Annotated in this window: 19 protein-coding genes; 9 read left to right on the top strand and 10 right to left on the bottom strand. The window is 62.1% G+C overall.

Going from position 1 to position 20,692, the window contains the following annotated elements; translation table 11 throughout:
- Window positions 1–189: 189 nt before the first annotated feature.
- From QZY01_RS03820 to QZY01_RS03810, 3 genes are all read right to left on the bottom strand, one after another.
- Window positions 190–1,017, bottom strand: a complete 828-nt coding sequence (locus tag QZY01_RS03820; RefSeq protein ID WP_294533551.1) for a CoA ester lyase — start codon at window positions 1,015–1,017, stop codon at window positions 190–192.
- A 92-nt stretch (window positions 1,018–1,109) separates the two neighbouring features.
- Window positions 1,110–2,324, bottom strand: a complete 1,215-nt coding sequence (locus QZY01_RS03815; protein ID WP_294533549.1) for a CoA transferase — start codon at window positions 2,322–2,324, stop codon at window positions 1,110–1,112.
- Window positions 2,325–2,484: 160 nt separating this feature from the next.
- A complete protein-coding gene (locus tag QZY01_RS03810; protein ID WP_294533546.1) occupies window positions 2,485–3,327 on the bottom strand; it encodes a MaoC family dehydratase N-terminal domain-containing protein in 843 nt (280 codons plus the stop codon).
- Between the two features lie 512 nt (window positions 3,328–3,839).
- On the opposite strand from QZY01_RS03810, the gene QZY01_RS03805 reads away from it, so the two are divergent.
- The 5 genes from QZY01_RS03805 (at window position 3,840) to QZY01_RS03785 (ending at window position 10,116) form a co-directional block, all read left to right on the top strand.
- The gene (locus tag QZY01_RS03805; RefSeq protein ID WP_294533543.1) at window positions 3,840–4,931 is read left to right on the top strand and encodes an efflux RND transporter periplasmic adaptor subunit; all 1,092 of its coding nucleotides are present in this window, start codon (window positions 3,840–3,842) and stop codon (window positions 4,929–4,931) included.
- 2 nt (window positions 4,932–4,933) lie between these two features.
- Window positions 4,934–8,050 (top strand): CusA/CzcA family heavy metal efflux RND transporter, encoded by a 3,117-nt coding sequence (locus QZY01_RS03800; RefSeq protein ID WP_294533542.1) that lies wholly within the window; start codon window positions 4,934–4,936, stop codon window positions 8,048–8,050.
- Entirely contained in the window at window positions 8,026–8,337 is a 312-nt protein-coding gene (locus QZY01_RS03795; protein WP_294533540.1) for a DUF3240 family protein, read from the top strand. The genes QZY01_RS03800 and QZY01_RS03795 overlap by 25 nt, the downstream gene beginning before the upstream one ends.
- Before the next feature lie 505 nt (window positions 8,338–8,842).
- Window positions 8,843–9,748 (top strand): hypothetical protein, encoded by a 906-nt coding sequence (locus QZY01_RS03790; RefSeq protein ID WP_294533537.1) that lies wholly within the window; start codon window positions 8,843–8,845, stop codon window positions 9,746–9,748.
- A gap of 32 nt (window positions 9,749–9,780) precedes the next feature.
- Window positions 9,781–10,116 (top strand): cupredoxin domain-containing protein, encoded by a 336-nt coding sequence (locus QZY01_RS03785; RefSeq protein ID WP_294533534.1) that lies wholly within the window; start codon window positions 9,781–9,783, stop codon window positions 10,114–10,116.
- Between the two features lie 146 nt (window positions 10,117–10,262).
- Here the strand turns inward: QZY01_RS03785 and QZY01_RS03780 are convergent, their stop codons facing one another.
- Window positions 10,263–10,673, bottom strand: coding sequence for a response regulator (locus tag QZY01_RS03780; protein WP_294533567.1), 411 nt, complete (start codon window positions 10,671–10,673; stop codon window positions 10,263–10,265).
- Window positions 10,674–11,778: 1,105 nt separating this feature from the next.
- Here QZY01_RS03780 and QZY01_RS03775 point away from each other — a divergent pair.
- The 4 genes from QZY01_RS03775 to QZY01_RS03760 all read left to right on the top strand — a co-directional run bounded on the left by QZY01_RS03775 (window position 11,779) and on the right by QZY01_RS03760 (window position 14,664).
- Window positions 11,779–12,948 (top strand): AAA family ATPase, encoded by a 1,170-nt coding sequence (locus QZY01_RS03775; RefSeq protein ID WP_294533531.1) that lies wholly within the window; start codon window positions 11,779–11,781, stop codon window positions 12,946–12,948.
- Window positions 12,949–13,018: 70 nt separating this feature from the next.
- Window positions 13,019–13,597 carry a hypothetical protein gene (locus QZY01_RS03770; protein WP_294533529.1) on the top strand — a complete coding sequence of 193 codons (579 nt, stop codon included), beginning with the start codon at window positions 13,019–13,021 and terminating at the stop codon, window positions 13,595–13,597.
- Between the two features lie 93 nt (window positions 13,598–13,690).
- On the top strand, window positions 13,691–14,131 hold the full coding sequence (locus QZY01_RS03765; protein ID WP_294533527.1) for a DUF3775 domain-containing protein: 441 nt from the start codon (window positions 13,691–13,693) through the stop codon (window positions 14,129–14,131).
- Window positions 14,132–14,262: 131 nt separating this feature from the next.
- Complete coding sequence (locus tag QZY01_RS03760) at window positions 14,263–14,664, top strand: hypothetical protein (RefSeq protein WP_294533526.1); 402 nt, start codon at window positions 14,263–14,265, stop codon at window positions 14,662–14,664.
- Between the two features lie 52 nt (window positions 14,665–14,716).
- On the opposite strand, the gene cysN is transcribed toward QZY01_RS03760, so the two are convergent.
- From cysN to QZY01_RS03730, 6 genes are read right to left on the bottom strand one after another with little or no spacing between them, the layout of a single operon-like run.
- Complete coding sequence (gene cysN / locus QZY01_RS03755; protein ID WP_294533524.1) at window positions 14,717–16,342, bottom strand: sulfate adenylyltransferase subunit CysN; 1,626 nt, start codon at window positions 16,340–16,342, stop codon at window positions 14,717–14,719.
- Entirely contained in the window at window positions 16,342–17,247 is a 906-nt protein-coding gene (cysD, locus tag QZY01_RS03750; protein WP_294533565.1) for a sulfate adenylyltransferase subunit CysD, read from the bottom strand. Before cysD ends, cysN begins: the two co-directional genes overlap by 1 nt.
- Window positions 17,248–17,997 (bottom strand): phosphoadenylyl-sulfate reductase, encoded by a 750-nt coding sequence (locus QZY01_RS03745; RefSeq protein ID WP_294533522.1) that lies wholly within the window; start codon window positions 17,995–17,997, stop codon window positions 17,248–17,250.
- Complete coding sequence (locus QZY01_RS03740; RefSeq protein ID WP_294533520.1) at window positions 17,990–18,511, bottom strand: DUF934 domain-containing protein; 522 nt, start codon at window positions 18,509–18,511, stop codon at window positions 17,990–17,992. The genes QZY01_RS03745 and QZY01_RS03740 overlap by 8 nt, the downstream gene beginning before the upstream one ends.
- On the bottom strand, window positions 18,498–20,168 hold the full coding sequence (locus tag QZY01_RS03735; RefSeq protein ID WP_294533517.1) for a nitrite/sulfite reductase: 1,671 nt from the start codon (window positions 20,166–20,168) through the stop codon (window positions 18,498–18,500). The genes QZY01_RS03740 and QZY01_RS03735 overlap by 14 nt, the downstream gene beginning before the upstream one ends.
- Window positions 20,169–20,203: 35 nt before the next feature.
- The gene (locus tag QZY01_RS03730) at window positions 20,204–20,527 is read right to left on the bottom strand and encodes a DUF2849 domain-containing protein (protein ID WP_294533514.1); all 324 of its coding nucleotides are present in this window, start codon (window positions 20,525–20,527) and stop codon (window positions 20,204–20,206) included.
- Between the last annotated feature and the right edge of the window lie 165 nt (window positions 20,528–20,692).

Raw genomic sequence — 20,692 nt, 5'->3', positions numbered from 1 at the left:
TCGGGGACAGGAAACGAATTGCGCCCCATCGCGCGCGCCTCGCCTGAAAAGGCCATGCTTGCGCAATTCGAATCCAGTCCCCGAATTCCTCGCGCCGCGCTCTTGGGGATTTCGGCGCGATTACGCCGACACCTTCTCAAATCCCCAAACTGCCTTCGCCAAATTCCGTTATCGCAACGCGCCGCGCTTTCAAGCAGCGGGCGCGCGGAACCGCGTCGCGCGCCTAAGAATCTGTTCGGCGCGCAGGAAAACCGGGGCGTCGACCATGGCGCCGTCGATAGCGACCGCGCCGGCGGCGCCCCGCGCGGCCAGAATGCGCTCCGCCCAGGCGATGTCGACGTCGCTCGGGCGAAAACCGTCCATCGCCGGCGCGATCTGCGCCGGATGGATCAGAAGCTTGCCGGAGAAGCCGAGTTCGCAGGCATATTCCGCGTCGGCGCGAACGAGATTGGGGTCCTTGATATTCGTCGTCACGCCGTCGATGGGCGCTGGCCGATGGGCGAGCCGGCTCGCAAGAACGAGTTCGGCGCGCGCCGAGGCGAGCGCTGCGCGCGTATGAGCCGAACCGATATCGGCGGCGTAATCGATTGAACCGAAGGCAATGCGCGCGCTTGCCGCTGCAATCTGCCGCGCCTCGGCCAGTCCTTTCGCGCTCTCGACGAGCGCCACGACCGGCGCTCCGGCCGCGGCCTCGGTCGCCTCGATGTCCGCGCCCGTTTCGGCCTTCGCCAGAATGACGCCGGCGAGTCCGAGGTGCCTCACAACTTCGAGGTCGTGGCCGTAATGCTCGCTGGTGCGGGCGTTGATGCGCACGAGACTGGGACATGGCGCGGCGGCGATGGTGTCGCGTCCCTCCCGCAGCGCCCACCTTGCGCCGTCCTTGGCGGCGGCGGCGACCGCGTCTTCGAGATCGAGGATAACGGCGTCGGCGCCGGCGGCGTAGGCCTTCTCCCATCGGTCGGGCCGGTCGGCGGGAACGAACAGGAACAGCGCCAGGGTCGAGAGTTCGGACGACATATCGGGGGCTCACTTCTGCGGCGGCGGATTTTTTTAAGCCGGACGGCGGACACTTGGACGCGAAATTACAGCCCTTGCGGACGGAAGTCCCGTCAGGACGGCCCCGCCACGATGTGGTCGTCGTGAAGCCTGGCGATCTCGCCCTCGGCATAGCCGATTTCGCTCAAAATCTCGTCGGTGTTTTCGCCAAGACGCGGCGCTATCCCTGAGGGAATGCGCTCGACCTGCGAAAACGCAACGGGGTTTCCGGGCGTGAGGTAAGAGCCAACGCCCGGATGATCGACCACCGAGAACATCGGGTTGTCGGTCGAACAGTCGGGATCCTGCTCGACGCATTCCTTGAAGGTCCGGTAGGGGCTCCAGGTCACGCCGTGCTCGTCGAACGAACTGGCGAAATCCTCGATCCGGTGGGTGTCGAAGAAAGGCTTGAGGACGGCGGTAATGGCGTGGCGATGCTTGAAGCGCTCGCCTTCGTGGCTCAGCTTGACGCCGAGCTTGGTGGTCAGTTCGTCGAAGGCCACTTGCGTATGCGTCGCGGCCTTGAGGTTGTCCCATTGCCTTATCGTGAGGCCGACGACGATAACGCGCCCGCCATCCTTGCACAGAAAATCCTGCGCATAGGCGCCATAGAGCGAATTGCCGTATTTGGGCCGATCGACGCCATTGATCGCGACTTCGCCGATGATGCCGAGATTGCCGAGCATGGCGAGCGCCGAGTCCTTGAGCGCCACTTCGACGAGCTGGCCCTGGCCGGTCGCGCGCCGGTGACGCTCGGCGGCGAGGATCCCCAGCGCCGCCTGCTGTCCGGTGATGCAGTCCCAGGCCGGCAGCACATGCCCGACCGGTCCCGCATAATCCTCCGGCCCGGTCGCCATCGGGAACCCGATCGCCGGATTGACCGTGTAATCGACCTGCGGGCCGCCGCTGCGGTCGCCCATGATCGACATCATGATCAGGTCTTCGCGGTGTTTTTTGAGCGAGTCGTAGTCCATCCAGCCGCGCACGCGCAGATTGGTCAGAAAAATGCCCGCCTGCTCGCCCGGCGCGCAGATGAGCCGCGTCAGCACCTCGCGGCCGCGCGGCGTCGCCATATCGACCGCAATGCTGCGCTTGCCCTTGTTGAGGCCTTCCCAGAACAGGCTTCGGCCGCTGTCGGTCACCGGCCAGCGATGGTAGTCGAGCCCGCCGATGATGCGATCGAAGCGAATGACGTCGGCGCCCATTTGCGCGAGCGTCATTCCCGCCAGCGGGGCGGCGACGAACGCCGATCCTTCCACTATTCTGAGCCCCTCAAGAATCTTGACCATTATGCGCGTCCTGCCTTGCCGTCGCCTGCGGCTATAAGAGCTTATTCGCGACGCGCCTATTCCCGAAAAGTTGCAGAAATTTCGGACAGCGCCATGCGGTCGAATAGAGGGCTTCGCCCGCAGCCGAACGCGTCCTGGCGCGAGGCGCTCCCGGGCCCGCTCACGCCCATTGCATCGTGGCTTGCATGCAGACGGCGCCGTCGCCGGTCGCGGTGTAGATTTCGGTCGCCCCGTCGTCGCGGCTGCGTCCGTTGACCGTCGCAGTGTCGAAGTCGAAAAGCGGCCGCACCCCACGAAAGTCGAATCCGGCAGGCGTCCGGTTCGGCTCGCGCCGGCAGGCGGCGTCGAACAGCAGCACCGCCTGCAACGGCCCATGCACGACGAGGCCCGGATATTTCTCGACCTCCATCGCATAGGACCGGTCGTAATGGATGCGATGGCCATTGAACGTGACGGCGGAGAAGCGAAACAGCAGCACCGGATCGACAGCGACGATCTCGCGCCAGTCGCAGGGCGGCAGGGGGATCGGCGCGGGCAGGCGGAACGTCTCGGGAATGCCCATGTAGACGATGTCCTGTTCCTCCTCGATGGCGGTCTGGCCGCCGACGCGGATCTCGTGATGGACGGTGACGAACACCATCTCGCCCGCCTTGCCGGACTTGTGTTCGATCTTGCGAATGGTCGAGATTTTTTCCGCCTCGTCGCCGACGCGGATCGGCGCGCCGAACCGGCACCGGCTTCCCGCCCACATGCGCCGGGGAAGCTCGACCGGCGGCAGGAATCCGCCCCGCTTGGGATGGCCGTCGGGGCCGACTTCCGACATCGGCGCAAATTTCAGAAAGTAAAGCCAGTTGAAGACGGCCGGCAAAGCCGCGCCCGGATCGACGGCAAGATCGACCGACCGGTTGAGCGTCGCCGCCAGCGCGCGAGCGGGCGCTTCGCCGATCCGGTCATAGGCGATTTCCTGCCGTCCGACCCAATCCTTCCAGGGTTCGTCGCTCATGGGCCCTCCCGACCAGCCGCCAAACTCGCATAACTGGCGCGGGAAGAAAAGCCTGCCTTCGTCAAGGGCGCTTGAGACAGCGCGGGGTTGGATGTCGCCACGATCTCCCCGGGATTTAAGGAGATTGCGTTTTAAAACTTCAACACTGAACCCGAGCGCCAGGCGGCGAGCGCCGAAGGTCTTGCAACGACCGAAACCGACCGTTCTGCCTCAGGACTAAGGTGAGTAGATTCCGATCCTGCTTCAGTGTTTGGAGAGCCGATAAGCCTTTATGGCAGCCGAGGTGCTGCATTCGAAAGAAGGAAATCGGGGAGGCGGTGAAAGCATTCTCTGGCCTCGGGCCGGGAATGACGGCGCGTTGACAGCGAAATGTCAGGTTCCGCGCCTTATAACCCCTACCCGACCAATCGCCGGATCATCTGATTTGTCAAAAGCGGTCGGCGCGACGGTTTCAAAAATCGCCGGAGGCGAAACCGAACTTCGTCGGCATACTTGAACAGACTGGATTCGTCATGGCGCGCACGCACCAACCCACCGTCCGCCGATCCTGGCTCCCCGCTCTGCTGGTTGCTGCGCTGCTGGGCTGCGACGCTTCATTGGCGGCGCAGGAAGTCGCGAAGGAATTGCTCGTCAGGCCGGACCAGATGGAACCGTTCGATGTGCGCGCGAGCGAAGTGCGTCTCGCCAAAAAGAGCATCGTCGCGGCGCTTCCGGCGACGATCATCCCGCCGATGAACGCGCGCGTCGCCGTCGCCGCGCCCTTTGCCGGCACGGTTCTCAAATTGCACGTCCTGCCCGGACAGGCCGTCAAAAAGGGCGATCCTCTCGTGACGCTGGCGAGCCGGGACCTTTCGGAGACCCTGGTGCGGCTCAGGCAGGCCGAGGCCGAGTTGCAGACGGCGGAGGTTATGGCGCAGCGCCAGCGCGACCTGCTCCAGAAGGATCTCGTCGCTCCGGGCCGGGTCGGCGAAGCCGAAGCGCAGGTTGAAAAGGTCCGCGCCCTCGCGGTTGAAACCCGGCGCCTGCTGGCGATGGGCGCTATCATTCTCAATGCCGACGGAAGCTACAGTCTGACCGCGCCAAAGGACGCCCGCATCGTCGAGATTCGCCCGACGCCGGGCGTGGCGCTTCAGGCGATGGACGCCGTGGTTCTCGTCGACACCAGCGAGGAACTCTGGCTCCAGGCGCAATTGCCGGCCCAGATGGTCGGAAAGGTCAAGGTCGGCGACCGGATCGAATTGCCGGACGGCGATTCCGGCAAGGTGATTTCGGTCGGCATCTCGCTGGATCCGGTCACGCGCTCGACCACGCTTCTCGCCGAAACCCCGTCACGCAAGGATCACATGACCGGAGAGGCGACGACGATCCTGATTGTGCGGCCCGCAATGGCGAAGGAGTTCGAGATCGCCGCTGACGCCATCGCCTGGATCGCCGGCAAGCCGCATGTTTTCGTGCGCACCGCGAAAGGGTTTCTGCCGTTGGAAATCGTGGTCAAGGGCAGGACCGCCGATGTCGCGACGGTGGAATCGGAAGGCCTGAAATCCGGTCAGAAGCTGCCGACCAACGGGTTGGCGCAGCTCGAAAAAATGATGGCCGGGGATTGAACATGCTGCGTCGCCTGATTGAATTCTCGCTGTCGCAGCGTCTGTTCGCGCTGCTGATCGCGGCCCTGATCGCTCTCGCCGGCGCCTATGCCTTCCTGCGCATCCCCATCGATGCTTTTCCCAACATCGCGCAAGTGCAAGTCAAGATCATCCTGAAGGCGCCGGGCATGACGCCGGCGGAGGTCGAGACCAGGGTCGTTGCGCCGCTCGAAATGGAGCTGCTCGGCATTCCTCGCAAAACCGTGCTGCGGTCCTCGGCGAAATACGCCCTTGCCGATCTGACCGTCGACTTCGAGGAGGGCACCGACATCTACTGGGCCCGCCAGCAGGTGACGGAGCGGTTCGCCGCCGTGCGTCCCGATCTGCCGGCGAATGTTTCCGGCGGCCTCGCGCCGATCTCGACGCCGCTGTCGGACGTGTTCATGTTCACCGTGGAAGGCGAGGGCGTCTCCCTCGACGAGCGCCGCACCCTGCTCGACTGGACGATACGCCCGGCCTTGCGCACGATTCCGGGCGTCGCCGACGTCAACACGCTCGGCGGCTATGTCCGCGCCTTCGAAGTCGCGCCCGATTCGCGCCTGCTCGCCGCTGCCGGGCTCAGCGTCGCCGATCTGGTCGAGGCGATCTCGGCCAACAACCGCAACGACGGCGCGGGCCGGCTCGGCGATGGCGAGAAGGCGCTCGTCGTGCGCTCGGAAGGCTCGATCCAGACGCCGCGCGATCTCGAACAGATCGTGCTGAAGACCGACAAGGACCGCATCCTGCGCATCGGCGACGTGGCGACCGCGAAGATCGGGGCGCTGACGCGCTATGGCGCGGTGTCGCAGGATGGCGTGGGCGAGGCGGTGCAGGGCAGCGTCATCGCGCTGCGCGGCGCCGACGCCAGCGCCGTCGTCAAGGCCGTGCGCGAACGGCTCGACGCGCTGAAGGAAGGTTTTCCGCCCGGCGTTTCGGTCCATGTTTTCTACGATCGCGCCGACCTCATCCAGGGCGCGGTGGGCGCGGTCAAGAAGGCGCTGATCGAGGCGACGGTCCTCGTCGTCCTGCTGCTGCTGCTGTTCCTCGGCGATTTTCGGGCGGCCATCGTCGTCGCCATCACTCTGCCGATGTCGGCGCTGGCGACCTTTCTGATCATGTCGGCCTTCGGCATGTCGGCCAATCTGATGAGCCTCGGCGGTCTCGCCATCGCCATCGGCCTCATTGTCGATGCTGCGGTCGTCGTGGTCGAGAATAATGTCGAACGCCTCGGCGCCGCAGGAACCAGCGCCGTGCCGCGCCTGCATCAGATTTTCCAGTCGACCGCGGAGGTCGCGACGCCGGTCGCCTCGGGTATCGTGATTATCTGTCTCGTGTTCCTGCCGCTGCTGTCGTTGCAAGGGCTCGAAGGCAAGATGTTCGCCCCTGTCGCGCTCACCATTATTTTTGCTTTGAGCGCCTCGCTCTGCCTTTCGCTGACGCTCATTCCGGTGTTGTCGTCGCTGTTCCTGAAAGTCTCGGGCCATCATGAACCCTGGCTCATGCGGCGTCTGACGCCGGCCTATCGCACGGCGCTCGGCTTTTCGCTGAAGCGGCCGCTTCCGGTCGTGCTGGTGGCTGTCTCCGGGCTGGTCGCGGCGGTCTTCGCCTATAATGCCGTCGGCAAGGCCTTCATGCCGACCATGGACGAAGGCGCGATCATCATGCAGACGACGAAGCTGCCGTCGATCAATCTGGCGCATAGCGCCGACCTCGACCGGCAAATCCAGAAAGCGCTGCGCGAGAAGATTCCGGAGGTCGAACGCATCGTCACCCGCGTCGGCGCCGACGAACTCGGACTCGACCCGATGGGGCTCAACGAGGCCGACAATTTCCTCGTACTCAAGCCCAAGGATCAATGGCGTGTGCAGGACAAGGAATGGCTGCTCGGCCAATTGCGCGACGTCATGGCGGGTTTTCCGGGGGTCGAGTTCGCCTTCACCCAGCCCATTGAAATGCGGACGTCGGAAATGCTGACGGGATCGCGCGGGGATCTGGCGATAAAAATCTTCGGTCCCGACCTTGCGACCCTTTCCGACCTGTCGGGCCGCATCAAGGCGACCCTTGCGAAGGTGCGCGGCGCGGCGGAAGTGGTCACGCCGGCCGCCGGCGCGGTCGATTATCTGCACATCAAGCTCGACACGCTGGCGCTCGGCCGCGCGAAATTGTCGGTCAGCCGCATCCAGGATGAGTTGCGCGCCCTGCTCGACGGCGCGCCGGGCGGGCTCGTCATCGAAGGCAATCGCCGCACCGCAATTCTTCTGCGCGGCCCGCAGGAGGTTCGCGAGTCGCCGGAAGCTTTCGCGCAAATGCCGATTGTGACCGGCGACGGCGGCGTTGTGCGCAGCGGCGATGTCGCGCAATTGTTGCGGACCTCGGGGGTCGTCAAGATCGACCGCGAGGACGGCTCGCGGTTCGGGATCGTGCAGGCCTATGTCAGCGGCCGCGATCTCGTCGGTTTCGTCGAGGACGCTCAAAAGGCGGTCGCGGCGCAAGTTCCGCTGCCGCCCGGCTACCGGCTGGTCTGGGGCGGCCAATTTGAAAATCAGCAGCGCGCCGCCGCGCGTCTTGCAATCGTCATTCCTATCGCGCTCGGCCTGATCTTCATCGTACTGTTCGCGACGCTTGGCTCGGTGAAACATGCGCTGCTGGTTCTCGCCAACGTGCCTTTCGCACTGGTCGGCGGAATGATCGCGCTCTGGATTTCCGGCGAATATCTCTCGGTTCCCGCCTCCGTCGGTTTCATAGCCCTCCTCGGCATCGCCGTGCTCAACGGCCTCGTGCTCGTCAGCTACTTCAACCAGCTTCTGGCGCAGGGCGCTTCGCTCGATGTCGCCGTGTCCGAAGGCTCCTTGCGGCGGCTGCGTCCGGTGCTGATGACGGCGACCATCGCCGCGCTTGGCCTCGTTCCGCTGCTGTTCGCGCAAGGACCGGGGTCGGAGATCCAGAAGCCGCTCGCCGTCGTGGTGATCGGAGGCCTGATCACCTCGACCTTGCTCACCCTCGTGCTGCTGCCCATTTCGTTCAGGCGCTATGGCGGCGCCGGCCGGTCCTCTCCAGCGCAAAATCGGAAACGTCAATGGATCGAGAGCTCTGCAAACTGACACTGGTCTATCCGGTCGCCGCCGAAGATCGGGTGCTCGATTTTCTGCTCGACTCGGCGCCGCCGTTGCCGGGCTTCACCAGTTGGCGCGCCGAAGGCCATGGCGCGAGCTTCGAGGGGAGTTCGACGCGCGAGAAAGTGCGCGGCCGCATCGAGCGGAACATGCTGGCGATGGTGCTCGACCGCGCGCGCCTCGCCGACCTGCTCGCCGGGTTGCGCGCCGGTTGCGCCATCCCGGATCTCGCCTATTGGGTGGAGCGGGTCGAGAGTTTCGGCATTTTCAAATGAACGGACGGCTTTAGTCTTCGCCCCGCCCTCCGACGGCGCCCTTTTTGTCATGCGCGCCGCAGTGGCGTTTCACGCCGATTTCGAAATCCCGGATGCCTTCATCCAAATCCTTGGCGGCGAATTTCTGGGGGCGGGGGCCCGCAGCCCGCCAGCAGGTTTCGGGGCTGGCCCCATTGTTGACGTGGAGCGTCGCGCAGGGCGATCGTGGGGGCCTTCAATCACCAACGGCCTGGCGCGAAAAGTCGCGGGCTTTCAGCCTCTGGCGCTGTGGCGTCGGCTAAAATTTCGCGCGCGACAGCGCAAGTCCGGCGCGGTTCAACAGCGAAACTAACGCGCATGAAATTGAAATCCAGTGAGCTTTCGTCAAACGGAGGTTCTCCGAACGCGATCCAGTTTTGAATTATTCTAAACAAACGCGTTCCGTTTGGCGTCCCGTTTGCGAGAGGCGATAAAGGTTCATCGCTTCGCCGGGGATTTCCGACATCCGGCCAGGAAAAGAGACACGATGTCGTTCGCTGCGTCCCCCCTCCGAACCGCTTTCGCCCTGCTGGCCACGGGCCTTGGCCTGGCCGCGCCCCGCGCGGCGAACGCGCAGGAAATCAAGACCAACCGCTATTACGAACTGGAGACCAAATATATTTTCGGCTTCACCAACGGAACCGATATTGGCGCCGAAGGCGAAAAGGAGATCGAACTGGAGACGACGGGCGCCTTCCGCAAGCGCGCCGGCCGCTATAATGCGATCGAGCAGGAAATCGAATTCGAATACGTGCCGACGCAATATTGGGGCAATGAATTCAGCGCCCATTTCCTCTCGCAGCAGATAACCAACGTTCCGGGCCTCGACAATCTGAGCCAGACCGGGTTCAGCGGCCTGTCGTGGAAGCCGAAGTGGCTCATCGTCGGGCGCGGACCGGGAAACCCCTTCGGCCTGTCGCTGTCGGTTCAGCCCGCATGGGAGCGCCTCGATGGCGGCAGCGGCGCCCATACTTCCACTTTCAGTTTCGCGACGCGGCTCGCGGTCGATACGGAAATAATCCCCAACATGTTTTATGGGGCCGTCAATCTGTTCTATGCGCCGGAAATGGAACGCGCCGCCGCCGACTTCGCCTGGAGCCGGGTTTCGACTTACGGCGCCAGCGGCGCCCTGGCCTATCGCGTCGCGCCGAAAGTGACGCTCGGCGGCGAAGCGGAAGTCAATGTCGCCTATGGCGGTTGGGGTCTTGGCGCCTTCAGCGGCAGCGCGCTGTTTATTGGCCCGACTTTGCATATTCAGGTCACCCCGAAAATCTTTCTCGCCGCCGCCTGGTCGGTCGAAGTGTCCGGCCATGCCTCGGGCGATCCCGGCCGGCTCGATCTCGACAATTTCGAGCGCCAGCGCGCCAATCTGAAAATGGGCCTCGAATTCTGATCTACGCCGTCCGCATCATAAAGGACCGAACCATGAAGCTGAACCCGTCTCTCGCCGCCGCGCTCGCCCTGCCGCTGCTGTTCGCCGCGCCGGCCATGGCGCAGCAGGCCACCGTGCGGCTGACGATCAAGGATCACAAATTCTCGCCGGCGACGGCGCATGCGCCTGCCAACCGGCCGCTGACCATCATCGTCAGGAACCTCGATTCTACCGCGGCCGAATTCGAGAGCAAGTCTCTTCGGATCGAAAAGGTCGCGGCGCCGGGGAGCGAAATCTCGATGCAGGTTCGCCCGCTCAATCCGGGCCGCTATCGTTTTTTCGACGATTTTCATGTCGATGAGGCCGAAGGCGAACTGATCGTCGAGTGAACGGCTTTCAGGGGTAACGGTTACAGCTTGGCGGATTCCCATGGCAAGATCCGCGATTCAATCAGCCGACATCGAACATCTTCGACCGTAGGACCTCCTCGCCCCTGCCGGGCGGCTTAGGTCCGGGGGATTGGGGCAAATGCGCCTCAGCTTTGGGTTTGCTTGAATGTATTGCGAATGGCCGCAAGCAGGATTTCGGGGTCCAAAGGCGTCTCGAAAAAATGGACTGCCCCTCGCATCCTGGCCGTCATTTCAATTTCAGCATCGGGAAGTCCGCTCATGACAATGGCGGGCAAATAGACGCCCCGCTCATTCAACGCCGCCAATAGATCCAGACCGTTCATCCCGGGCAGTTGAACATCGGTCAAAATGCATCCGGTGTCGGTTGTGTCGATCGCAGCGAGGAGCGATCGGGCGGAGCCATATGTTTTAACCGTATAACCCTCCAATTTCAATAACATATCCAATGAATGCCTTGTCGCGCGATGAGCGGTGACGACATGGGTAGTTTGACATGCATTCACCGTAACCTCCTTTTTTGCTTTCTTTATCGTCACCAAATCACAGTAACCTGTTCATGAAGCTCGGAAGGAGTTGGTCAAACGCCGAGCTTTCACCTGACTGGTCTTGGGCGTCGCTCCCGGCCAAACTGGTGTTTCATCAACATTTTACCGGCCGCGCGTCCAAAATGACGCGCTGCGGCCTTCCTTCGCCTCCCTCGGCCCCACGCAATCTTGGCGCCGAGCGGCAATTGCCGGCTTATTTTGATTAACTATATGATTTTAAATGGATATTTTGAAATTCGCGGGCAGCGCGAAATGCAAAATGCAAAGACTTGGGCAAGAAAATTCGCGTCGCGACGAGGAATACTTGCCAAATTGCGAATCCATCGAGCGGCGCCCGGCTCCCAAAATTGCGGCCCAGCCCCAGAGTTCCTGCCGCGCGGCTTACCCCTGAGGCGTTCGCGCTGGCGGTCGATCTTCAGGCGGTCCTTTTTTCCAGTCGGTCTCGATTTTGTGAGAAATTACAATCCCTGATTGTATAATGGCGCGCGAAACAATGAAAAACCGTGCAGATTTTTGAAAAAAGCGATGCATTTTCGTTCCAAAAATTACCATTTTCACCGATTTCTACCTAAGGTTGCGGTTGGTTTTCCCGCCTCGGGCGGGTCTCCGCAATGGGCCAAACAGATTGAGCGCCGCCGATCGCCATTCCCGCGTATAAGCGAATTTCATATTTAAAACAGAATGTTGCTAGAAATATCGAGGTCGGCCTGCGCGCCGATCTCCGGGTGACGCCGCATCCTGCTTGTTTCACGTGAAACAAAACAAGAACAAACGAGGCGGCTCCGACAGTCTTTTCACCCCTGCCAATTCATTTTCACCCGCCGCAAACGAGGTCACGCCCATGACGTCGAGGCGGCGCGCCCGGTTTGCGCCTGCCGTCTGGCGCGAAATGCAGCGTCGCGTCCCGGTTCGATGCGTGGCAAAGCCTTGCTGGATCGGGCATTGCCGATGTTCTGGCCGCGTCCGTATAAACCCCGCCGCGCGGCCCCTTTCGCTTTCGAGCGGCCACGCCAAATTAAAGGCCCAACCTCGTGTGGCCCGCCGAACGGCGCAACAGGGCGAGGCTGCAATTCGACTCCGGACGGACGGACGCGGCATGACGCTGATCGAAACATTTTTCTCGGCTCTCGCCTCCAACCAGCTTCTGGCCGGCGGCATCGGCACGCTGATGTTCGGCGGCTTCGTCTACGCCCTGCGCGCCGTGCCGCTCAAAATCCTCGATCTGATCGAAAAGACCGCCTGGACCAAGGTTTTTGTCGAGAGCCTGTCCAACGAGTATCGCGACGTCGACGCCTTCATCGAAGGCAAGAGGCTTAAATTCTTCAGCCGGTCGCTGGAAATCAAGGAAGGCGAACTGAAAACCGGCTTCGGCGAGGGCTTTGGCCTGTATGACGGCGTGTTGTTCAGATATTCCAAGACCAAGGCGGCGCAACAGATCGCCCATTTCGAAACCATTACCCTGTCGTTTCTCACCCGCGACCGCGCCGTGATCGAGCGGTTCATGCACGAATGCCGGCCCGATGAGCATAAGAATACCATTCAGGTGACGATGTTCTCCGCGTCGGGCAATGATGGCGGCCTGCGTCGGCGCAAGAGGGGCCTCGATACGGTTTTTGTCGCCGAGGAGGTCAAGCGGCGGCTGGTTTCGCGCTTCGAATGGTTTGAGGGCGCCCAGGAATGGCATTTTTCACGTGGCATTCCCTGGAAATTGGGAGTCGTGCTGCATGGCCCCCCCGGCACGGGCAAGACCAGCCTGATCCACGCTCTGGCGTCCGACTTCGGCTTCAACATCAAATATATCAAATCCCTGCATGGATTGGCCGGCGCCTTCAAGACGGGCAGGAAAGACGACCTGTTCGTCATCGAAGACATTGACGCGATCTCCGGGGCGCTAAGCCGCGACGCCGACGCGTCGCGCCCGGACGAGGCGTCGCTGCGCGCTTCGCCGCTACATGAAATCCTCAACAGCATGGACGGCATGCTGACGCCGGACGGGTTGAAATTCATTGTCACCACCAATCATCTCGACCGTCTCGATCCAGCCATTATCCGGCCGGGCCGCATCGATGAGGTGATCGAGGTAGGTCCGCTGCAACTGGATTGCGCGCGGAAAATGTTCCGCGCGTTTTATGGCCGCGACGGGATCAAGGCCTATTTGCCGCGTCCCGGCGCCGAGTTGCAGCGCCTGTTCTCGACCCTGACAGCCGAGGAGGCTGAATCCGAACTGGCTCGGGGAGCGACCCTGCTGCATGCTGTTGGCGGTTGAGGCGCCGCTTGTGCCGGGGCGAACAACCGCCCACATAGGGCCTGAGACGAATTTCGTTTCGGGAGGTCCAATGAAATATTTCGCGCTCGTGCTGGCGGGCCTGCTCGCCTGTTCTGGATCGGGCTTTTCAGGCTTGGCCTGGGCCAGCGAACCGGCGCTGGAGGGCGCCAAGGACATCGTCCTGCACACGCGCGACGGCAAGAATATCGCTATCGGAACCGTGACTTTCGCGCCGAAGGGTGAAGAGGCCGCTTTTGCCATCGCATTTGACGACAAAAAATTCGCCGAATATTTCCTGTCGATGCGCGAGTTCAAATGCGTGGAGGGCGAGGATGTCCTGTGCCACGTTCCCTATCCCTACGCCAACCCACGCACCGTCTCGCCAAAAGACCTCGGATGGCTTGAACATGCTTTGCTGTTCATTTTCAAAACGCCAACGGAATATGGCGCGCGCATGGGCAACGGTCTGATCTATTCGTTGAAAATCACCGACAAGGGTCTGGTCGGAACGCCGCAATCGATCGATCTCGATGAAATCGCCATGCCCCCGGACGATCTGTCGACCGCTTATTACAACGCCGATCGCCGCTACGACCTTCAACCCGGCGCGCGCTGGGTCGAGAGCCTGACGATCGAAAACCATCGTTGACTTTAGCAAAGCGGCTTTCCGCGCCGCGGCTTGCAAAATGCGGAAAGGCCGGGATCGGGCTAGAACGGAAGGCGGCGAAAGCTGGAACGGGTCATGCGCATCATCGACGAATCCACTCCCTCCATGCCGGACATCAATCCGCAGAAAGTCTGTTTCATCGCCACCATGGCGCGCGAACTGCTGAGCGAGGACGAGGGTTTGAGGCCGGACGGCTCCAATGCGGCCGACGACGACGAACGCCTGGCGCTGTCCGAGGCCGCCCGGCCGCCCATCCATGCGGAGTTCATGGAATATGTCGCCGATCTCGACGAGGACGAGACGGCGGCGCTGGTCGCGCTGCTGTGGATTGGACGGGGCGATTTCGAGGCCGGGGAATGGGAGGATGCGGTGGCGCAGGCGCGCGAACGCCGCGAAACCCCCACCACAACCTATCTGCTCGGCGAACCGCTGCTGGCCGATTATCTCGAGGACGCGCTTTCCGCTTTCGGTCGATCCTGCCGCGATTTCGATCTAAAGCCGGATCCCCGGGTCTGAATGCCAGAGCGGTGTGGCTTTTGGGCGCCGTCGCCAGAGAAAATTGCGGGCGGGCGGCGCATCGCCTTGCTTCCGCCCGCCGATCGGGCGAGATTTCTGGCGTTTCCTTATTCGCCGCCGGGTCCGCTTCGATGAAGTCCGTTCCGCTCCTGCCGATTGCCTTTTGTCTGGCGCTTGGCGCCTGCGCCAGCATCCCGCCGAGCGGCCCGAGCGTGGTCGCTGTCGCCGGAGAAAACGTCAGCGACCAGAAATTCGCACGAGACGACGCCGAATGCCGCGCTCGCGCACACGGCGGGGCCGACCGGGCGGCGGCCAATGGCGAACTCGGCTTGCAGAACCTTTATGACAGCGTTTACGCGAAATGCATGTCGGATCGCGGCTATCAAATCGAGGGGCCGCCGGTTCCGCGCTACGCTTGGAGACCCGGTCCCTATTTTTATGGTCCCGGCCCCTATTGGGGTCCCGGTCCTTTTTATGGACCCGGCGTCGCCGTTTATTATGGTGGCGGCTGGGGCTACGGCCGCCGCTGGTAGAAGTTGCGCCGATAAACAATCCGGCATACCGGCATGTTTCGCGGGATTTCTTTCAGATTCCGTCGCCTTCGGACCGAACCTCGTCGCGGACGGCCTGCTGGCGGGCGTCTCGCCGGGCCGAATAGCCCAGGTAGTCGCCATAAAGCCGATGCGCCAGCGGACGCAACACGGCGTCGGCGAGACCGAGCGTCGCGCCAGTCATGGGGCTGGCGCCCAACAGCACGGCCCCCAGGCCTACAGCCATGCCGCTGGCCGCCGCCGGCGCCAGTCTTGCGCCATATTCCCGAGCCAGCCGGGGCCAGGCCGCTTCCGCGCCCTGGGGCGTCGCCGCGGACTCATCGCGCGTCGTCTGCGCCTGCCGGTCGATCAGACCGAAGGCCACGGTTTCATTGGTAATGCGATCTATAAGGATGAAGCCGCCGAGTTCGCGGTTGTCGCGATAGTCGGAAAAAATCATCGGCCGATCGAATTGCAGACTGGCGAAGCCAATTTCATTGAGCCCAAGCGGACGGCCCGGCGCCTTTTCAAACGTGTGGATATCGATCAGATAGTGCAGCTTTTCGATCGAGACATTGGCGCTGCGCGCGCCAAGCTTGGCGATATAGGACGCGCCCCGGTGCATGTTCGTTTCCGCCGTCCACAATAGCCTCGCGCCGACGCGGCTCGCGACCGCCGGCTTCTCGGACGCGCCGACGATCAGGTCGCCGCGCGACACATCGACTTCGTCTTCGAGCGTCAGCGTCACCGATTGCCCCGCTACGGCGCGGTCAAGATCGCCGCCCATGGTCACGATGCGCTTGACCCGCGACTCGCGGCCCGAAGGCATGGAGGCGATCGCATCGCCGACCTTGACGGCGCCGCTGGCCACCCAGCCGGAAAAGCCGCGAAAATCGAGATTGGGCCTGTTGACCCATTGCACGGGAAACCGGAACTCCCCTTCGACTTCTTCCGCGCGCGAGGCGTCGATGGTTTCGAGCAGCGACAACAGCGGCGCACCCTGAAACCAGGGCGTCCTGTCCGACAGGCTGGCGATATTGTCGCCGGCCAGAGCCGAAATAGGCAGCGGCGCGATGGTGCGAAATTTCAGGCTTTGCGCCATTTCCCGATAGGCAGCGACGATTTCGTTGAACCGCGCCTCGCTGTAGTCGACGAGGTCCATCTTGTTGATCGCCACGATTACGTCGCGCACGCCGAGCATGGCGACGATGAAAGAATGGCGTCGCGTCTGCGGCAAAATGCTTTTGCGCGCATCGACCAGGATCACCGCGACATCGGCGGTCGAGGCCCCGGTCGCCATGTTGCGCGTATATTGCTCGTGGCCGGGGGTGTCGGCGACGATGAATGAGCGCCGGTCGGTCTTGAAGTAACGATAGGCGACATCGATGGTGATGCCTTGTTCGCGCTCGGCGGAGAGCCCATCCACCAGCAGAGCGAAGTCCAGATTGCCGCCCTGGGTGCCGAATTTTTTCGAATCGCGGTCCAGCGCCTCCAGTTGGTCGTCGGCGATCATGCTCGAATCATAGAGCAGGCGGCCGATCAGGGTCGATTTGCCGTCATCGACCGAGCCGCAGGTGATAAAGCGCAACAGCGCCTTTTCCTGAATCTGTGGCGCGGGCGCGCCGCCGGAGAAAGGCTCCGGAAGCAAGGTATACCCGGCTTCGGCCAATGCATGAGCCATCAGAAATAGCCTTCCTGCTTTTTCTGCTCCATCGAGGCGGAGCCGTCATGATCGATGATGCGGCCCTCGCGCTCCGAATTCGTCGAGCCGCGCATTTCCGCGATGATTTCGGGCAGGGTCGCCGCCGTGCTTTCGACGGCGCCGGTCAGGGGGTAGCAGCCGAGCGTGCGGAAGCGCACGCTCAGGTTCTCGACCGTCTCGCCGGGAAGCAATTTCATCCGCTCGTCGTCGCGCATGATCAGTGCGCCATCGCGCCGCACCACCGGGCGCGCCTTCGCAAAATAGAGCGGAACCACGGGAATGTTCTCCAGCGCGATATAGTCCCAAACGTCGGCTTCGGTCCAATTGGACAGAGGGAAGACACGAAAGCTTTCGCCGGGCTTTTTGCGCGTGTTGTAAAGTCTCCAGGGCTCCGGCCGCTGGTTCTTGGGGTCCCAGCGATGTTCGGCTGAGCGCAGCGAAAACACGCGCTCCTTGGCGCGAGATTTTTCTTCGTCGCGCCGCGCGCCGCCGAAAGCCGCGTCGAATTTATATTTATCGAGCGCCTGTTTGAGCCCCTGCGTTTTCATCACGTCGGTGTGAATGCGCGAGCCGGAATCGAAGGGATTGACGCCCGCCTTTACGCCCTCCTCGTTGATATGGACGAGCAGATCCAGTTCGAGATCTTTTGCGAGTTGGTCGCGGAATGCGATCATTTCGCGGAACTTCCATGTCGTGTCGACATGCAGCAGCGGAAAGGGCGGTTTCGAAGGATAGAAAGCCTTGAGCGCCAGATGAAGCAGGACGGCGGAATCCTTGCCGATCGAATAGAGTAATACCGGATTTTCACATTCCGCCGCGACTTCGCGAAAAATGTGAATGCTCTCGGCTTCGAGCTTTTGCAGATGGGTGAACTGGATCATGATTCAGGCGGCCTCGGTCGCGCGCGAAATCTTGCCGTCGGCGCCGATATGCAGGCCGCATTCCTTTTTCGCTTCATCTTCCCACCACCAGCGTCCGGCGCGTTCGGGCTCGCCGGGTTGAATAGCCCGGGTGCAGGGCGCGCAGCCGATCGAAACAAAACCCCGTTGATGCAGGACGTTGGTGGGCGCATCGTTCGTCAGGCAGAACTCCGCGACCTCGTCGCGTGAAAAATCGAGCAGCGGGCTGGCCTTGATCAAGCCCCGCGTCTCGTCGAATTCGACAAAACGCGCGCCGGCGCGATGCGCCGACTGATCGGCGCGCAGACCGGCGATCCATACTTTGGCTCCCGCCAGCGCGCGCGCCAGCGGCTCGACCTTGCGCGACTCGCAGCAAGCCTTGCGCGCTTCGAGCGAGTCATAAAATCCATTTATGCCCTGGCGCGCGACAAGTTGTTGCAAAGCGATCGCGTCTGGATAGAACCCGCCGATGCGAAGCCCGTATCTGACTTCCGTGTGCGCCCAGACGTCATAAGTTTCGGGAAATAATCTGCCGGTGTCGAGCGTGACGATTTCGACATCGATTTTTTCCACGCCGAGCGCATGGGTAATCGCCTGATCCTCAATGCCGAAACTGGTGGTGAAAACGATGCGGCCGCCGGTCGAGTTGCGCAGCAGGCGCAGCCGTTCCGCCAGGGTGGCGGCGGCGAAAGCATCATTCAACCTGTCGGCGGCTTTGCGTAAAACTTCAGACATCCTTGGCTTCCCCATCGAGCCGCGCCCGGCGGCGCAGGTCTAAAATATTTTCGCCCGCGCCATGCGTGCGTTGATAGGCGAGGCTGACGCGGTTTGCCGCAGCCAGCCATTGCTCAACCGGCTGGCGCGCCGCATTGGCGTCGGGAATTTCGACTTCATGGAAACCGCAGGCGAGCGCCTGCGGAAACTGGTCGGAAAACAGAGGCCCGGAGGCGCGCAGAATTCCCCTGAAACCGCGCCGGCGAATCTGGCGGGCCAGCGAAAAACCGCGCCCGTCGGTCCCGCTCGGAAATACGACGGCGATAAGGGCCAGCCGGTCGAAATAAGGCTCGAGTGCGTCAGCCGTGACATTGTTGGAGACCAGCACGCCGATTCGGCGATTGTCGCCATGCTGCGCCAGAATTTCCTCGATCAGCGCGAAAGGCGCCAGTATTGAGCCGCCGCCGGACTCCCCCGCGCTTTCGATACGGGTGAAGGTTTCCTCCTTGGCGCCCCGGCGATCAAGCAACAGCATCGGCGACTTCCTTGAAGGCGGCCTTGAAAGGCGCAAGGCCGAGGCGGCGATAGGCTTCGATGAAGCTCTCGCCGGGCTGGCGGAGAGCCAGATAGACGCCGAGAACCTTGTCGATGGCCTCGGGCACATTTTGTTCGGGCAGCCCGGGACCGAGCAATTCGCCGAGCGCGAAATTTTCGCTGGCGTCGCCGCCGATGGTGATCTGATAGGATTCGGCGCCCTTCTTCTCCAGCCCGAGGATGCCGATATTGCCGACATGATGGTGGCCGCAGGCGTTGATGCACCCCGACATCTTGATGCTGAGCTCGCCAATTTCCTTCTGCTTGATCGGATCCGCGAAATGGCGGGAAAGCGTCTGCGCCAGCGGGATCGAACGCGCCGTCGCGAGCGCGCAATAATCGAGGCCGGGGCAGCACAAAATATCGGTGATCAGGCCGACATTGGCGGTGGCGAGATCGTTTTCGCGCAAAACCGCGAAAATTTCGGGAACGTCGTCGAGCCGCACGTCCGGCAACACGATATTCTGCATATGGGTGACGCGCGCCTCGTTGAGCGAATATTTTTCAGCGAGATCGGCGATGACGCGCATCTGCAGAGAAGTTGCGTCGCCGGGCGCCTGGCCGATGGCCTTGAGCGAAATGGTGACCGCCGTGTAGCCCTTGCGCTTGTGGCGATAGAGATTGTGCTCGACGAAACGCGCAAGTTCCTCGTCGCCGGCCTGAGCGACTTCCAGCTTACGCGAGACATCGGGAAGATTGTCATAGGCTGGAGGCGCGAATTGTGCGGCGATACGCGAAAATTCTTCGAGATCGGCGCCGAAATTCGTTGAGTCGATACGAGCGAACTCTTCCTCGACTTTGGCGCGGAAGGCCTTGATGCCGATTTCATGCGTCAGGATCTTGATACGCGCCTTGTATTTGTTGTCGCGGCGGCCTTCGAGATTATAAATTCGGAGAACCGCTTCGAGATAGCCGAGCAATTCTTCACGCGGCAGGAATTCCCGAAGGATTTTTCCTTCCATCGGCGTGCGGCCCAACCCGCCGCCGACGAGCAACTGGTAGCCGATCTGCTGCGTAACGGGGTCGCGCAGAATCTGCACGCCAATGTCATGCGCCTTGAGCACGGCGCGATCATGCGGCGCGCCGGACACGGCGATCTTGAATTTGCGCCCGAGCCAGTCGAACTCCGGATGCAGGGTCGACCATTGCCTGATCCATTCGGCGCTCGGGCGCGGGTCTTCGATTTCGTCATGGGCGACGCCGGCGAAATGATCGGCTGTGACGTTGCGGATACAGTTTCCCGAAGTCTGGATGCAATGCATCTCGACATCGGCGAGCAAGCCCAGGATAGCAGGCACGTCTTTCAGTTTGGGCCAGTTGAACTGCAGATTCTGGCGGGTGGTGAAATGGCCGTAGCCGCGATCGTAGACATCGGCGATATGCGCCAACTGTCGCAATTGCCTAGCGCTCAAGGTTCCATAAGGAATGGCGATGCGCAGCATATAGGCGTGCAATTGCAGATAGAGGCCGTTCTTGAGGCGCAGTGGGCGGAATTCTTCGTCGCTCAGCGAACCGTCGAGCCGGCGCTCCACCTGGCTGGCGAATTGCGCCACCCTTTCGCGCACCAGGCGCTCGTCGAATTGGTCATAAGCGTACATTGGGGTCCATTTTCACGCCTTGCCTGGCGCTCCGTTCAAAACTTAAAATCCGCCTGTTTGCCGAGATCGAGGCGGTTGCTCGGCCCGAGCATGCGCAGGACTTCACGGTAATGACGCGGAACCGGATGGCCTTTTGCGTTCAGCGTGACTTCGACCAGATAGGGATCGACAATGCGCGCCAACCGGAACTCGTCGGCGGCGAAGCTTTCCAACGCCTGCGCATGCGAGTCGTCGCGAGCGATGCACGCCTCGCGCGGATCGCGGGTCCAGCCTTCGGTTGCGGCGAAAACCACATCGCCTTCAAGCAGATCATTGGCGACGAGCATTACCGGCATGTGCGGTCGCTTCACGGCGGCCATGGTCGAAATTCCTTGAAAAAGGCCGCGATTCCATCGGCGACCGGCGCGCTCGTGCGAAAACGCGGCAGCTTTTCCACAAGCGGACGCAGAATAAATGGTGCGGCGGCGCGTTGCAATGCGCCAAAATAGAATAAAACCCTTTTTTTGCCTCAAAAATAGATTAAA

The sequence above is a fragment of the uncultured Rhodoblastus sp. genome (assembly GCF_903903185.1).
Taxonomy (GTDB): domain Bacteria; phylum Pseudomonadota; class Alphaproteobacteria; order Rhizobiales; family Beijerinckiaceae; genus Rhodoblastus.
Note: the sequence above shows the minus strand (reverse complement) of the source record. Positions and strands in the feature narration are given on the sequence as shown.

Coding starts and splice junctions, on each gene's coding strand:
- QZY01_RS03730 (WP_294533514.1), bottom strand. CDS start 20,527: ATGGCCGCCGTGAAGCGACCGCACATGCCGGTAATGCTCGTCGCCAAT.
- QZY01_RS03740 (WP_294533520.1), bottom strand. CDS start 18,511: ATGCTGTTGCTTGATCGCCGGGGCGCCAAGGAGGAAACCTTCACCCGT.
- QZY01_RS03790 (WP_294533537.1), top strand. CDS start 8,843: ATGTCGTTCGCTGCGTCCCCCCTCCGAACCGCTTTCGCCCTGCTGGCC.
- QZY01_RS03805 (WP_294533543.1), top strand. CDS start 3,840: ATGGCGCGCACGCACCAACCCACCGTCCGCCGATCCTGGCTCCCCGCT.
- QZY01_RS03765 (WP_294533527.1), top strand. CDS start 13,691: ATGCGCATCATCGACGAATCCACTCCCTCCATGCCGGACATCAATCCG.
- QZY01_RS03745 (WP_294533522.1), bottom strand. CDS start 17,997: ATGTCTGAAGTTTTACGCAAAGCCGCCGACAGGTTGAATGATGCTTTC.
- QZY01_RS03775 (WP_294533531.1), top strand. CDS start 11,779: ATGACGCTGATCGAAACATTTTTCTCGGCTCTCGCCTCCAACCAGCTT.
- QZY01_RS03815 (WP_294533549.1), bottom strand. CDS start 2,324: ATGGTCAAGATTCTTGAGGGGCTCAGAATAGTGGAAGGATCGGCGTTC.
- QZY01_RS03820 (WP_294533551.1), bottom strand. CDS start 1,017: ATGTCGTCCGAACTCTCGACCCTGGCGCTGTTCCTGTTCGTTCCCGCC.
- QZY01_RS03760 (WP_294533526.1), top strand. CDS start 14,263: ATGAAGTCCGTTCCGCTCCTGCCGATTGCCTTTTGTCTGGCGCTTGGC.
- QZY01_RS03800 (WP_294533542.1), top strand. CDS start 4,934: ATGCTGCGTCGCCTGATTGAATTCTCGCTGTCGCAGCGTCTGTTCGCG.
- QZY01_RS03810 (WP_294533546.1), bottom strand. CDS start 3,327: ATGAGCGACGAACCCTGGAAGGATTGGGTCGGACGGCAGGAAATCGCC.
- QZY01_RS03785 (WP_294533534.1), top strand. CDS start 9,781: ATGAAGCTGAACCCGTCTCTCGCCGCCGCGCTCGCCCTGCCGCTGCTG.
- QZY01_RS03770 (WP_294533529.1), top strand. CDS start 13,019: ATGAAATATTTCGCGCTCGTGCTGGCGGGCCTGCTCGCCTGTTCTGGA.
- QZY01_RS03795 (WP_294533540.1), top strand. CDS start 8,026: ATGGATCGAGAGCTCTGCAAACTGACACTGGTCTATCCGGTCGCCGCC.
- cysN (WP_294533524.1), bottom strand. CDS start 16,342: ATGGCTCATGCATTGGCCGAAGCCGGGTATACCTTGCTTCCGGAGCCT.
- QZY01_RS03735 (WP_294533517.1), bottom strand. CDS start 20,168: ATGTACGCTTATGACCAATTCGACGAGCGCCTGGTGCGCGAAAGGGTG.